Genomic DNA, 13,887 nt, shown 5'->3' with positions numbered 1-13,887 from the left:
TAATCTATTTTTAATATTTACAATTTATCATCATTAATTAATAAAATTTATAATAAATTATTTTGTTAATTCCTCACTTAATTTTTTTATAGCTTTTTTTTCTATCCTTGATACATATGATCTTGAAATACCCAATATATTTGCAATTTCTCTTTGTGTTTTTTCTTTCCCATTTTCTAATCCATATCTCATTTCTATAACATTTTTTTCCCTTGCTTTTAAAACTCCCTTCATTCTTTGATACAGTTTTTTTAAACGAATTTTAAAATCTACTTGATCTACTATAGATTCTGTATCACTATATAAAATATCTATAAGAGCTATTTCATTACCCTCTTTATCTGTTCCTATAGGCGCTTGTAATGAAACTTCATTTTTCTGTTTTTTCGACGATCTAATACTCATTAATATTTCATTTTCAATGCATCTTGCTGCATAAGTTGCCAATCTAGTTCCTTTATCTAAATCATAAGAGGATATGGCTTTAATAAGTCCTATTGTCCCAATAGAAATAAGGTCATCTACTTCTTTATTTATACCGGTATATTTTTTTACAATGTGGGCAACTAATCTTAAATTCCTTTCTATTAAAATATTTTTTGCTTCCATATCTCCTTTTTTATATTGTTCTAAATAATATCTTTCTTCTTCAGGACTTAAAGGCTGTGGGAAAGATGTATTACCAGTAAAATATGAAAAGGAACATATGAATTGTAAAATTCCTAAAAACAAAAAACACACCTCCGATAAAAGGTTCTTTTCTATTTTATGAACCTTGTATCAAAGATGTGCGTGTCTTAGTTAATATTCATAATTATTTTACTTAAAAATCTTTTTTTCTTACAAGTGTATTTTTTTCAACTGGTTTAGATACTTTTAATTTGACAATTTGTTTAGGATGGGGAGCTGATTTTATTTCGTTTCCTTCTTCATCCCAAAGCTTATCTATTATCTGTTTAAAAGTTGAATCTTTAAAAGGAATAAATTCTATTTCTTCTCCTACAGAAAATTTTGTTCTTTGCTCTAGTGTAGCTATTTTAGTTTCAGGATTATAATCTTTAACTATTCCTGCAAAACTGTATCCTCTAATATAAGTATTATGAGTATATATTTGTTCACTTCCTTTTGGCTTTTCAAAATAAAATCCTTTAGTATAATCTCTATGACTGATTTTTTTAACTTCTTCTAAATAATATTCTTTTTTAGTTTCATATAAACTTGAATCTTTAAAATAATCATCTATTGCTTCTCTATAAATTTTAACAACAGACCCAACATAAAAAGAAGTTTTCATTCTACCTTCTATTTTAAAACTATCAATTCCAGATTTAATTAAATCCGGAATATGATCTATCATACATAAATCTTTAGAATTATATATATATGTTCCTCTTTCATTTTCTTCTATTGGCATATATTCCCCTGGTCTTGTTTCTTCTACTAGATAATATTTCCATCTACAAGATTGAGCACAATCTCCTTTATTAGCATCTCTTCCAGTCATATAATTACTAAGAAGACAACGTCCGGAATAAGAAATACACATTGCTCCATGAACAAAGGCTTCTAAGGTTAAAGATTGTGGAGTTTTTTTTCTAATTTCTGATATTTCTTTTAAAGATAGCTCCCTAGCTACAACAATTCTTTCTACACCTTGTTTATGCCAAAATAGTGCGCTTTTATAGTTAGTATTATTAGCTTGTGTACTTAAATGAATTGGCATATTAGGAACTGTTTCTTTTGCAATATATAAAACTCCTGGGTCAGCTATTATAAGAGCATCTGCTCCCATATCTTCTAATTTTTTAAAGTAATCTTCAAGACCAATTAAATCTTGATTATGAGCAATTATATTTGCTGTTACATATACTTTTACATTATTAGCATGGGCATATTTGATTCCTTCTTTTATTTCTTCCATAGAAAAATTTTTAGCTTTTGCTCTAAGTCCGTATTGATTACCTCCAATATAAACTGCATCTGCTCCATAGAATATAGCTGTCTTTAAAACATCTAAACTTCCTGCAGGTGCTAATAATTCTGGTTTTTTTTCTATATTAATCATTAATTTCTTCCTTTCTATTTATCTTATGACATAATGCCACTCCATCTCCCATAGGAAGTACACAAGATTCTAAACTAGGATTATTCATTATTTCCCATAAAAAATTTCTCATTCTTTTATGAATCGTTCTCTGTCTTCTAGGAATATCATATCTTGATTTTGCAATCATTCCTTTATGCAAAACATTATCAGCAATTATTAATCCTTCTTCATTTAATAATCTGATACAATGAGGTAAAAAAGTATTATATTGTCCCTTAGCCGCATCTATAAATATAACATCAAAGGATTCTTCTAAATTAGGTAATACCTCTTCTGCATCATTTTCTATTATATTTATTATATTTTCTAATCCTGCTCTTTTTATATTTTCTTTAGCTGCTTTTTGCATAATATCATATCTTTCTATAGTAATAATTTTCCCTCCAGGCTGTAAATATTTACTCATTAAAATTGACGAATATCCAACTGCTGTTCCTATTTCTAATATTTTTTTAGGTTTTTTAATAGATAATAAAACAGAAATTAATCTTGCTACTTCCTTTTGAATAATAGGCATATTATTTTTTCTTGCTTCATCCTCTATTTTCCCTACGATACTTAAATCTTTAGGTATCATATCTCTAATAAACGAATTGATATAATCATAATTAATTTCACTCATTTTCTTCCACCTTTTTATCATCATTAAAGACGAAAGAAATTTCTTTCGTCTTCATGTTTTTAAAATTTCTGATTATATTTGATTTTTGCTGCATTATGTTCTTCTAAAGTTTTTGTAAAAATATGTTCTCCTGTTTCTTCATCTTTTAAAACAAAAAATAAATAATCATGTTCTTCTGGATACAAAGCTGCTTTTATAGATACTTCTCCAGGATTACATATAGGTCCTATAGGCAATCCTGAATATAAATAAGTATTATAAGGAGAGTCGATCTCTAAATCCTTATCATACAATTTATCTTTTCTTTCATCCAAAGCATACATTACTGTAGAACACATTTGCAACTTCATATTAATATTTATACGATTATATATAACTCCTGCTATTTTAGGTCTTTCTTCATCTAATTTAGCTTCTTGTTCTATAATTGAAGCAATAGTAATAATTTCATCCATAGTATATCCTAATTCTTCAGCTCTATCATAATATTCTGGCTTTACGATTTCATCAAATCTTGTTAGCATTTTATTTATGATCTCAGAAGCTTCTGCATCTTTTCTAACTTCATAAGTATCTGGGAAAAGATATCCTTCTAAATAATTATCTCTTCCTGAAATTTTATTTAAAAAATCATAATCATAATTAACTTCCTCTAGTGCTTTCATAAATTCATCTTTTTCTACTATATTTTCTTCTTCTAATCTATTAGCAATTTGTTCAATTGTGTATCCTTCTGGTATTGTAAATCTTACAACTTCTATTTGAGCTCCTTGAGTAGTAAGAATATCCATTATCTCTTCTTCAGTCATATCAGTTGATAATGTATAATTTCCTTCTCTATATTTCCCATCATATTTAAAATATTTACTTTTAAGTATAAACCACCATGAATTTTTTATAAGTCCTTTTTCTTTAAGAATTTCTGCTATCTCTTTAGTAGTAGCACCTTTTTCAATATTTATTTCTATCTCTTTAATATTTTCGTTTTTAGACGAAGATTGATTAGCAATATTATAAGCATAATTAAAAGCCTTTTTCCCTATAAAAACGCAAACAAAAATTACTACTATCAAAATAGCAATATTAATCGTCATTTTTAAAATTTTTAAGGCTTGGTTTTTCATTTTTTCACCCTATTCTTTTAAAATCTATTCTAATTATACAGGGATTTATAACATTATTCAACTTAAATAATTTTAAAAAGGATACATGGTTTCATGTATCCTTTATATTTTGTATGAAATCTTAATTAATTATTTTACACTCTAAATTATTTAGTATTTTGTATTAAATAATTTACCTATATTTATTATTTCCATATTTCTAAAAATTTAAACTTCCATAATTATAGGTAATATCATAGGACTTCTTTTTGTTTGTTGCCATAAAAAATCTTTTAAAGTATCTCTTATTAATCCCTTTATTTGAGACCATTCTGTGATTTGTTTTTGTTCACATTGATCTAAGGCTTTTCTAACTACTTTTTTCGCTTCATCTATTAGATTTTCGGATTCTCTTACATATACAAATCCTCTTGAAATAATGTCTGGTCCCGCAATAACCATATTAGATGCCTTTTCTATAGTTACTACTACAACTAAAAGACCATCTTGCGATAAATGTCTTCTATCCCTAAGTACAATATTTCCTACATCTCCTACCCCTAAACCATCTACTAATATTTGACCAGATGGAACACTTCCTGCCACTCTACAAGAATTTCTAGTAAGTTCTAAGGTTTCTCCATTAGATAAAATAAAAATATTTTGCTTGGGCATTCCTAAACTCATAGCTAATTCTGCATGATGCTTTAGATGTCTATATTCTCCATGTACTGGAATAAAATATTTAGGTTTTACTAGACTATGAAGTAATTTCAGTTCTTCCTGACATGCATGTCCTGAAACATGAGCATCTTCATATATTACATCTGCTCCTTTCCGGAATAATTCATTTATTACTTTTGAAATAGTTTTTTCATTTCCTGGAATAGGAGAAGAACTGAAAATAATCTTGTCTCCTGGCTTTACTTCAAGATGCTTATGGTCAGAAGAAGCTACTCTAGATAATGCTGCCATAGGTTCTCCTTGGCTTCCTGTCATTATAATAACTAATTGATCATCATTATATTTTTTTATTTCAGATAATTCTATAAGAGTATTTTTAGGGATATCTAAGTATCCTAATTCACTAGCTGTTTTAACTACATTAACCATACTTCTTCCTACAACTGTAACTTTTCTCTTATATTTATAAGCTGCATCTATAATTTGCTGAACTTTATCTATATTCGAAGCAAAAGTAGCTACCATAATTCTCTGAGTAGTAGATTCAGCAAAAATTTCTTCAAAGGCATTCCCAACCGTTTTTTCAGACATAGTATAACCTTTTCTTTCAGCATTAGTACTATCAGCTAATAAAGCTAATACTCCTTTGCTTCCCAAATATGCAAAACGTTGCAAATCTATAGGGTCTCCTTTTATAGGAGTATAATCCACTTTAAAATCCCCAGAATGAATTACTATCCCTACAGGAGTATATATAGCTAAAGCTACCGCATCAGATATACTATGATTAGTTCTAATGAATTCTATTTTAAAAGGTTCTATATTAATAGTATCTCCAGCTTCTACGCAATTTCTTTTTACTTCCCTAAGCAAATTATGTTCTTTTAATTTATTTTCAACTAAACCTATAGTAAGTTTAGTCCCATATAAAGGAACATTTATTTCTTTTAAAAAGTATGGTAATGCACCTATATGATCTTCATGACCATGAGTTAAAATAATTGCTTTTACCTTTTGAATATTCTTTTTTAAATAAGTTATATCCGGTATTACTAAATCTATTCCTAACATTTCATCAGCAGGAAATGCTAATCCACAGTCTATAATTATAATACTATTGTTATATTCTAAAACAGTAATATTCTTCCCTATCTCTCCCAAGCCTCCTAAAGGGATAATCTTTAGTTTTGATTTTCTAATTGCCAAAGCTACACCTCCAATTAATTTATGTAAAATACCTTTATCTTCATTAAAATATATATATATTCTTTACCAATATTAAGATTCCATACATTTTGAACAAATTCCATAAAACTTAACTTTATGATTAGTAATTTTAAAATTATATTTATTTTCTATTTGTTCTTCTAATCCTTCTAAAAGATCCTCTTCCACTTCCATTACTTTGTTACAAACTTCACAAATTAAATGATGATGATGATGATCCTCTTCATTGGAACTCAATTCATATCTGCTGCATCCATCATCAAAATTTAACTTATCTATTATTTTTATTTCTTCAAATAATTGAACTGTTCTATATACAGTAGCTAACCCTATTTCTGGACATTTCTCTTTTACATACCCATAAATTTCCTCTGTACTCAAGTGTTCTCCACTATGTTCATTTAAAACATCTAAAACAGCTCTTCTTTGAGTTGTTAGTTTACATCCCTTTTCTTTCAAAAGTTCTTTAAAATCCATGCCATTCACGTTCATAATCTCCCTCCAATGAAAAGGATTGTTTTACCAATAGTATACAATTAAACATTACTTTTGTCAATTGATATCCAATATCATCAAAGTTTCCTTATAAATCTACATATTTTTAATAAAAACTATTTTATTTTTTTATTATTTTATATTCTTCATTTAAAAGTGAATTGTTTTCTACAAAAACTAGATTTTTTTTATATTTTTTTTCTATAGCTTTTTTATAAGAATATTCTTTTGAATTAAACCAATTAATTATCTCTTTATTAGCCTCAATTATTATATTATTATAAATGGTATGTGTAAATATAAAATCTATTTCTTTTTCTATTTTACTTCCTATATATTTAACAGAAGGTATCATTCCTCTTCCATTACAAATATTACATTTACTAAATAAAAGAGAAGTAAGAGAAGGGCCCGTTTTTTTACGAGTAAGTTCTACTAATCCTAATCTTGTAATGCCCAATACTGAAGATTTAACTCTATCTTTTTTTAATTCTTGCTTTAAAATTTCTATAACTTTCTTTTTATTTTCTTTGCTTTTCATATCAATGAAATCAATAATAATTATTCCACCAATATTTCGAAGACGAAGTTGTTTTGCAATTTCTTTAGCTGCTTCTATATTAGTATTTAAAATTGTTTTTTCTATATCTTTTTTCCCTACATACTTTGCAGTATTTACATCGATAACTGTTAGAGCTTCTGTATGCTCTATTATAATCATTCCTCCACTTTTTAACCATACATGTTTAGATAAAGCTTTTTCTATTTGACTTTCTAAAAAAAAATGTTGAAATAAATGTTCTTCTTCTTTATATATAATTTTATCTTTCAAATTTGGAGCAAATATATTAACAAAATCATATACTTCTTTATATGTTTTTTTATTATTTACTATATAATTTCTTATTTTAAAGGATAATAAATCTCTAGCAATTTTTATAGCCAAAGAAGCTTCTTTATATAATAAGGTGGGAGCTATAACATATGGTTCTTTTTTGTGTATATTAATCCATATTTGTTTTAAATAATTTATTTCTTTTATTAATTCTTCTTCTGTTTTATTAATACTATCTGTACGAATTATAACACCACAATCTTCTGGCTTATATTTTTCAAAAATTTGTTTTAATCTATATCTTTCTTTTTCATCTTCTATTTTTTTAGAAATACCAATAGTATTGTTTTTAGGAGTAAGAACCATATATTTACCTGGAATACCAATATCTAAAGTTAACTTAGGGCCTTTAGTTCCCATAGCTTCTTTTTCAACTTGAACAGTAATATTATCTCCTTGTTTTAATTTAGTATCTCCTAGTTCTTTTAAAGATAAATATCCATTCTTTTTTTGTCCTATATCAATAAAAGCTGCTTCTATTCCTGGTAAAATCTTTTTAACAACTCCCCTATATATATTCCCTACAGTTTTTTGAATATTATTTTCATCAATATAAATTTCAACTAATTTTTGGTCTTCTACAACTCCTATTCGAGTTCTATTAACATCAACTTCTACTATAATATCTGTATTCATTTTTTTCACTCCATGATAAAATAAGATAAAGGAAAAAATTTATCATCTTTTTTATAAAATATATCTAATCTATGAATTTGTATTTTATAATTTTTAAAATCCAAATTGTTATTTTCATAAAGACCTTTTATAACTAATTCAGGTTTTAAATTAATTTTACTTCCAGCAGCTAAAAATAAATTTAAAACCCATTTTTCTTTTTCTTCATCAATAGAATAATCATAAATCATATTTTTTATGTTTACTTCCTTTATCCCTTTTTTACTTTTCTTTTCAACTATAATTTCTTCTTGATTAAAAAAATTATTTACTATTGTTTTAAAATCATCCAAAATATCTTTTTTATTAATAAAAATTTGATATTTACAAGCATCAACAATAGAACCGCCTACCGGTATACTATTGTCAAGTAACCAAACTTCTTTAACTTCAATTCCTTCTGGTAAAAATTTATTTAAATTGTTTTTAATTTGAGAAGCATTAATATCGCTGTCCTTATTTAATTTTATATCTAAATATTCCCCTTCACTAGTAGCTCCTAAAGGAAGGGGGAGGGCAAAAGATATATTTTGATGAGGATTAAAACCTTTCGAATACTCTATTGGTATATTTGCTCTTCTAATACATCTTTGAAATAATCTTAATAAATCTAAATGCCCTATAAATTTTAAGTTTCCTAATTTTGTGAATTTAATTCTAGCCCTCATAACAAATTCCTCCGTTAAAGCTTTTTGCACCACAATTATTGCACTTTTGTCTGCAATTAAAAGTTATTTCTGCTTTTAAGGCTTTTTGGTGTTCTTGTTTTAGAAATGATTTTTTTACCCCTATATCTATGTGGTCCCAAGGCAAAATTTCATCATAATTTCTTCTTCTATTAGCATAAAACCATGGGTCTATTCCCGTTTCTTTAAATGCTTTTTCCCAATATTCCATATTAAAATGTTCACTCCAGCCATCAAACCTAGCTCCATTTTTCCATGCACAATATATAACTTCTCCCACTCTTCTATCGCCTCTTGAAATCATTCCTTCTAAGGAGCTTACCATTGCATCATGATAATTATATTGAATTTGTTTTCTTTTTATTTTCTTTTTTATATAGTACTGCTTGTCCATAAAATCTTTATAAGTATCTTGTGGCTCCCATTGAAACGGAGTAAATGGCTTTGGCACAAAACAAGAAGAACCTATGACCACTTTAACTCCTCTATTCTTTTTATTTTTTTTAACATTATAAAATATATTTACTATATCATTAGCTAAATCTACAATGCCATCTAAATCTTTAGTAGTTTCTGTGGGTAATCCTATCATAAAATATAGTTTAACCCTATCCCAACCTCCTTCAAAAGCCATTTTACATCCTTTTAAAATATTTTCTTCTGTAATCCCTTTATTAATTACATCTCTAAGCCTTTGAGTTCCTGCTTCTGGAGCAAAAGTTAAACTACTTTTTCTTATTTCTTGTACTTTACTCATTAAATCTAGGGAAAACTTATCTATTCTTAAAGATGGAAGTGAAATATTTACTTTTCCTTCTCTACAAACATCTAATAATTGATTTGAAAAATCTTCTAATTGACTATAGTCACTGGTACTTAAAGATGATAAAGATATTTCTTCATAACCTGTATTTTCTAAAATCATTTTTGCCTGTTTTAAAAGAGTTTCTTTTGATTTTTCCCTTACAGGACGATATATCATTCCTGCACTACAAAATCTACATCCTCTAATACATCCTCTAAAAACTTCTAAAGATGCACGATCATGAACTGTTTGAATCCAAGGGATTATTACTTTAGATGGATAAAATGTGTTTTCTAAATCCTTTACTATTTGTTTTCTTATTACCGGCTTTGCTTTTTTATGATTAGGAACAAAGCTTTCTATAGTCCCGTCTTCTTTATAATTAACATCATAAAAACAAGGCACATATATTCCTTCTACATCTAAAAGCTTTTCTAAAAATTCTCTCCTTGTTCCTCCCTGTTTTTTATGTTCTTTATAAATGTCTAATACTTTTCCTAAAGATGCTTCTCCTTCTCCAATATAGAAAAAATCTACAAATGGAGCTAAAGGTTCTGGATTATAAGAACAAGGCCCTCCTGCACATATAATAGGGTCGTTTTCTCCCCTATCTTCATTTCTAATAGGTATTCCGGCTAAATCTATAATATTAATTATATTTGTATAACACATTTCATATTGCAATGTAAATCCTAAAAAATCAAATTTTTTTACATCATCTTGAGATTCTAAAGCAAATAGTGGAATTTTTTCTTCTCTCATTTTTTTCTCCATATCAATCCATGGAGCAAATACTCTTTCACAATAAGTATCTTTTCTATTATTTAAAAAATAATAAAGTATTTGCATTCCAAGATAAGACATTCCAACTTCATATACATCCGGAAAACAAAATGCAAATCTTATATCTATATTATTTATATCTTTTTTTATAGAATTAATCTCATTCCCAATATATCTTGCTGGTTTTTCTACTTGTAATAAAATTTCATCTTTTACTTTTAAATTCCCCATCATATTTCCTCCATTAACTGAGTTTTCTAATCTATAATACATTAATAACTAAAAATAATCAATTAAATATAAAAAAGAGTTGCTCCAAAAATTATTTTGGAAAAGCAACTTTTTATATTTTTTAATATTTATTTTCTTTAATAGAATTAATATAATTATTAATAAGATTTATTTCTTCTTTGTTATTGCAAATTAAAGTATCTATTTTTTCTGTATAAAAATTTTTAAGATAAATCTTCATAACATCCTCATCATTTTCTGTTTTTATACAGCGGTATCCTTCTTTATATTTTTCCTTTAATTGTTCAAAATTATTATGCAAAAAATCATCTCCTTTTTTAATAATTATCATAACTAAATTTTAAAAATATATTCCTTGTTTAATAAGTTTTATATTAGATTTACTTATTTTATGTTATAATATTAATAAATAAAGGTTTACAATCCTACGATTGGGGGTATTACTATGTATGTAAAAAATCGCATGAATACTAATGTTATTACTATTAAAGAAGATGATTCTATTTCTAAAGCTTTTCGCTTAATGATGGAATCTGGTTATTCACAACTTCCTGTAGTGAAAGATGGAAAATTAATCGGTCTTGTTACTGAAAAATTACTTACAGAAGTAAGTCCTTCTAAAGCAACTTCTTTAAGTGTTTATGAAATAAATTATCTTTTGTCTAAAACAAAGGTAAAGGATATAATGCTTACAAATTTATACACTGTAAGTCCTGATATGTTAATTGAAGAAGCTGCTGTATTATTAAGAAGTAATGATATAGGTTCCCTTCCTGTTGTTGCAGAAGATAATACATTGCTTGGAATTCTTACCCGTACAGATATATTTGATGCGTTCTTAGAATTTCTTGGAGCTAATGATAAAGGAACAAGAATTTCTTTAGAAGTAAAAGATGAACTGGGAACTTTAGCAGATATATCCAACATAATTAAAGAATATGGAATAAATATTCAACATGTAAGTAATTATCATGTTGAAAATGGACAAAGTGAAATTATTATCAGACTAAATACAACTGACGTTGATGATTTGCTAAATTCTTTAAAGGAAAAAGGATATAATATATTATCTGTAATTAAGAAAAATTAAAGGAAGGTTTAACCTTCCTTTTATCCTAAATAAGCTTTTTTTACATTTTCATTTCCAAGCAAATCCTTTGCATTTCCTGATAAAACAATTTTTCCTGTTTCTAATACATATGCTCTATGGGCAATGGATAATGCCATGTTAGCATTTTGTTCAACTAATAAAACAGTCGTTCCCGAAGCATTTATCTCTTTTATAATATTAAATATTTCTTGTACAAGAATGGGTGCTAATCCCATAGAGGGTTCATCCATTAATAAAAGTTTAGGTTTAGACATTAATGCTCTTCCAATAGCAAGCATCTGTTGTTCTCCACCACTTAAGGTGCCCGCTAACTGCTTTCTTCTTTCCTTTAATCTTGGAAATTTTGCAAAAATACTTTCAAAACTTTCTTCTATTTCTTTTTTATCTTTTCTAGTAAAGGCTCCCATTTCTAAATTTTCTTGAACTGTCATTTGAGCAAATACTCTTCTTCCTTCTGGAACGTGAGCTATTCCCATTTCTAAAAGTTTATGAGCTTCTATAGAATCAATTTTTTGATTTAAAAATGAAATTTCTCCAGTTTTTGCTTTCATAAGTCCTGAAATTGTATGCAAAATAGTAGTTTTCCCTGCCCCATTAGCACCTATTAAAGTCACAATTTCTCCTTCATTAACTTCAAAGCTAATTCCTTTAATAGCGTGAATAGCTCCATAATACACATTTATATCATTTACTTTAAGCATTTTTAGTCCTCCTATTCTCCTAAATAAGCACCAATAACTTTTTTATTATTTTTAATTTCTTCAGGAGTCCCGGTTGCAATAATTATACCATAATCAATAACAACTATTTTTTCACATATTCCCATTACTAATCCCATATCATGTTCAATAAGAAGAATAGCTATTTGAAATTTATCCCTTATAAAATGAATAGTTTTCATTAACTCATTAGTTTCCTGTGGATTCATCCCTGCCGCTGGTTCATCTAATAATAATAACTTAGGATTAGTAGCTAAAGCTCTTGCTATTTCTAATTTTCTCTGTTCTCCATAGGGAAGATTTTTAGCTGTAGCATAAGCTAATTTTTCCATATTAAAAAGTTTTAATAAATCTAAGGCTTTTTCATGAATTTCTTTTTCTTCTTTCCAATAATAAGGTAATCTTAATATTCCTGCTCCAATAGAATAATTCATTTTATGATGAAAAGCCATTTTTACATTATCAATAACTGATAAATCTTTAAATAATCTTATATTTTGAAATGTCCTAGAAATTCCTTTTTGCACAATTTCATAAGGTTTTTTACCTACAATATTTTCTCCATTTAAATAAATCGACCCTTCTGTAGGAAGATAAACTCCTGTAAGCAAATTAAAGACTGTAGTTTTTCCTGCTCCATTAGGACCAATAAGCCCTATTAATTGATTATCTTCTATTTTAATATTAAAATCTCCAACAGCCCTTAGCCCTCCAAAATTAATTCCTAAATCTTTAGTTTCTAATAATGCCATTTTATTCACTCCTTTCCTTATTATTAGGAGTAATCTTAAACAATTTAGTTAAAGAAAATTCTGTTTTACCTAACAGTCCTTGTGGCCTAAATATCATCATAATAATAAGCAAAATGGAATAAATTAACATACGGTAATCTGAAAAATCCAGTAATAATTGAGGTAATATAGTAAGAATAATAGCAGCAACAATTGATCCTGTGAGACTACCCATACCTCCTAATACAACAATTATGAGAATTTCTATAGAACGCATAAAACCAAAACTTGCTGGGTCTAATACAGTATAATAATGAGCATATAATCCTCCACCAATTCCTGCAAAAAATGCTGCCAAGGAAAAAGCAAAAATTTTATAATAAGTAGTATTAATACCTACTGCTTCTGATGCAATTTCATCTTCTCTAATAGAAATAATGGCTCTGCCATGCCTTGAATTAATTAAAGTATAAATTATAAGAACTATTATAACTGTAATCCAAAATACAGAGTTAAAAGAAGTAAGAGGCAATATTCCTCTAAATCCTCTAGCTCCGCCAGTAATTTTCATATTTAATATAACAACCCTAATAATTTCTCCAAATCCTAAAGTTATAATGGCAAGATAATCTCCTTTTAATCTAAGGGCTGGTATTCCAATTAAAATACCAAAAATTCCAGCGAAAATACCACCAATTAAAATTGAAACTATTAATTGAAGTAAATCTGGTAAATTCATCATAGAAGTACAAATAGCCGAAGCATAAGCTCCTATAGCCATAAATCCAGCATGTCCTAAAGCTAATTGTCCTAAATATCCTGTAGCCAAATTTAAACTAGTTGCTAAAATAATATTAATACCAATACTTATCACAATTCCTTCGTAATAACTATTAATAATTCCTGTCTGCATGAGCAGAATTAAAATAACATAAGTAAAAATTATTGCTACTGTGTTTATTATATATGGCTTTAATTTACTTTTCATCCTG

The 13,887-nt window shown here is 27.2% G+C and carries 14 protein-coding genes; 1 reads left to right on the top strand and 13 read right to left on the bottom strand.

Going from position 1 to position 13,887, the window contains the following annotated elements; translation table 11 throughout:
* Positions 1 to 57 precede the first annotated feature (57 nt).
* The 10 genes from sigK to OM90_RS02080 form a co-directional block, all read right to left on the bottom strand.
* Positions 58 to 732 (bottom strand): RNA polymerase sporulation sigma factor SigK, encoded by a 675-nt coding sequence (gene sigK / locus OM90_RS02125; protein ID WP_242860844.1) that lies wholly within the window; start codon positions 730 to 732, stop codon positions 58 to 60.
* A 91-nt stretch (positions 733 to 823) separates the two neighbouring features.
* On the bottom strand, positions 824 to 2,065 hold the full coding sequence (locus tag OM90_RS02120) for a peptidase U32 family protein (protein WP_058485228.1): 1,242 nt from the start codon (positions 2,063 to 2,065) through the stop codon (positions 824 to 826).
* Entirely contained in the window at positions 2,058 to 2,729 is a 672-nt protein-coding gene (locus OM90_RS02115; RefSeq protein ID WP_058485227.1) for an O-methyltransferase, read from the bottom strand. The genes OM90_RS02120 and OM90_RS02115 overlap by 8 nt, the downstream gene beginning before the upstream one ends.
* Positions 2,730 to 2,788: 59 nt before the next feature.
* The gene (mltG, locus tag OM90_RS02110) at positions 2,789 to 3,853 is read right to left on the bottom strand and encodes an endolytic transglycosylase MltG (RefSeq protein WP_084757932.1); all 1,065 of its coding nucleotides are present in this window, start codon (positions 3,851 to 3,853) and stop codon (positions 2,789 to 2,791) included.
* 207 nt (positions 3,854 to 4,060) lie between these two features.
* Positions 4,061 to 5,722: a ribonuclease J gene (locus tag OM90_RS02105; protein WP_330381809.1), complete on the bottom strand. Its 1,662-nt coding sequence runs from the start codon at positions 5,720 to 5,722 to the stop codon at positions 4,061 to 4,063.
* A 72-nt stretch (positions 5,723 to 5,794) separates the two neighbouring features.
* On the bottom strand, positions 5,795 to 6,235 hold the full coding sequence (locus OM90_RS02100) for a Fur family transcriptional regulator (RefSeq protein ID WP_058485226.1): 441 nt from the start codon (positions 6,233 to 6,235) through the stop codon (positions 5,795 to 5,797).
* Positions 6,236 to 6,359: 124 nt separating this feature from the next.
* A complete protein-coding gene (locus tag OM90_RS02095; protein ID WP_058485225.1) occupies positions 6,360 to 7,769 on the bottom strand; it encodes an Rne/Rng family ribonuclease in 1,410 nt (469 codons plus the stop codon).
* Positions 7,770 to 7,774: 5 nt separating this feature from the next.
* Positions 7,775 to 8,476: a TIGR03936 family radical SAM-associated protein gene (locus OM90_RS02090; RefSeq protein WP_058485224.1), complete on the bottom strand. Its 702-nt coding sequence runs from the start codon at positions 8,474 to 8,476 to the stop codon at positions 7,775 to 7,777.
* Complete coding sequence (locus tag OM90_RS02085; protein WP_058485223.1) at positions 8,466 to 10,313, bottom strand: TIGR03960 family B12-binding radical SAM protein; 1,848 nt, start codon at positions 10,311 to 10,313, stop codon at positions 8,466 to 8,468. The genes OM90_RS02090 and OM90_RS02085 overlap by 11 nt, the downstream gene beginning before the upstream one ends.
* A 121-nt stretch (positions 10,314 to 10,434) precedes the next feature.
* On the bottom strand, positions 10,435 to 10,635 hold the full coding sequence (locus OM90_RS02080) for a hypothetical protein (protein ID WP_058485222.1): 201 nt from the start codon (positions 10,633 to 10,635) through the stop codon (positions 10,435 to 10,437).
* Between the two features lie 144 nt (positions 10,636 to 10,779).
* Between OM90_RS02080 and OM90_RS02075 the strand changes: the two genes are divergently transcribed.
* Positions 10,780 to 11,424: a CBS domain-containing protein gene (locus tag OM90_RS02075; RefSeq protein WP_058485221.1), complete on the top strand. Its 645-nt coding sequence runs from the start codon at positions 10,780 to 10,782 to the stop codon at positions 11,422 to 11,424.
* Between the two features lie 20 nt (positions 11,425 to 11,444).
* Here OM90_RS02075 and OM90_RS02070 read toward each other — a convergent pair whose 3' ends face one another.
* Genes OM90_RS02070 through OM90_RS02060 form a run of 3 tightly spaced genes read right to left on the bottom strand, consistent with a single transcriptional unit; the run spans position 11,445 to position 13,883 of the window.
* On the bottom strand, positions 11,445 to 12,146 hold the full coding sequence (locus OM90_RS02070) for an ABC transporter ATP-binding protein (RefSeq protein ID WP_058485220.1): 702 nt from the start codon (positions 12,144 to 12,146) through the stop codon (positions 11,445 to 11,447).
* A gap of 11 nt (positions 12,147 to 12,157) precedes the next feature.
* Positions 12,158 to 12,916, bottom strand: a complete 759-nt coding sequence (locus OM90_RS02065) for an ABC transporter ATP-binding protein (RefSeq protein WP_058485219.1) — start codon at positions 12,914 to 12,916, stop codon at positions 12,158 to 12,160.
* 1 nt (position 12,917) lies between these two features.
* Positions 12,918 to 13,883 carry a branched-chain amino acid ABC transporter permease gene (locus tag OM90_RS02060; protein WP_058485218.1) on the bottom strand — a complete coding sequence of 322 codons (966 nt, stop codon included), beginning with the start codon at positions 13,881 to 13,883 and terminating at the stop codon, positions 12,918 to 12,920.
* Positions 13,884 to 13,887 lie beyond the last annotated feature (4 nt).

It is taken from the genome of Defluviitalea phaphyphila (genome assembly GCF_001466305.1).
Classification (GTDB): domain Bacteria; phylum Bacillota; class Clostridia; order Lachnospirales; family Defluviitaleaceae; genus Defluviitalea_A; species Defluviitalea_A phaphyphila.
The sequence above is the reverse complement of the archived record's forward strand: the minus strand, read 5'-3'. Positions and strand labels throughout refer to the sequence as shown.

Bases quoted from the DNA above. Each gene is read 5' to 3' on its own strand.
- OM90_RS02120 (WP_058485228.1), bottom strand. From the start codon at position 2,065: ATGATTAATATAGAAAAAAAACCAGAATTATTAGCACCTGCAGGAAGT.
- OM90_RS02115 (WP_058485227.1), bottom strand. From the start codon at position 2,729: ATGAGTGAAATTAATTATGATTATATCAATTCGTTTATTAGAGATATG.
- mltG (WP_084757932.1), bottom strand. From the start codon at position 3,853: ATGAAAAACCAAGCCTTAAAAATTTTAAAAATGACGATTAATATTGCT.
- OM90_RS02100 (WP_058485226.1), bottom strand. From the start codon at position 6,235: ATGAACGTGAATGGCATGGATTTTAAAGAACTTTTGAAAGAAAAGGGA.
- OM90_RS02095 (WP_058485225.1), bottom strand. From the start codon at position 7,769: ATGAATACAGATATTATAGTAGAAGTTGATGTTAATAGAACTCGAATA.
- OM90_RS02090 (WP_058485224.1), bottom strand. From the start codon at position 8,476: ATGAGGGCTAGAATTAAATTCACAAAATTAGGAAACTTAAAATTTATA.
- OM90_RS02085 (WP_058485223.1), bottom strand. From the start codon at position 10,313: ATGGGGAATTTAAAAGTAAAAGATGAAATTTTATTACAAGTAGAAAAA.
- OM90_RS02075 (WP_058485221.1), top strand. From the start codon at position 10,780: ATGTATGTAAAAAATCGCATGAATACTAATGTTATTACTATTAAAGAA.
- OM90_RS02070 (WP_058485220.1), bottom strand. From the start codon at position 12,146: ATGCTTAAAGTAAATGATATAAATGTGTATTATGGAGCTATTCACGCT.
- OM90_RS02065 (WP_058485219.1), bottom strand. From the start codon at position 12,916: ATGGCATTATTAGAAACTAAAGATTTAGGAATTAATTTTGGAGGGCTA.
- OM90_RS02060 (WP_058485218.1), bottom strand. From the start codon at position 13,883: ATGAAAAGTAAATTAAAGCCATATATAATAAACACAGTAGCAATAATT.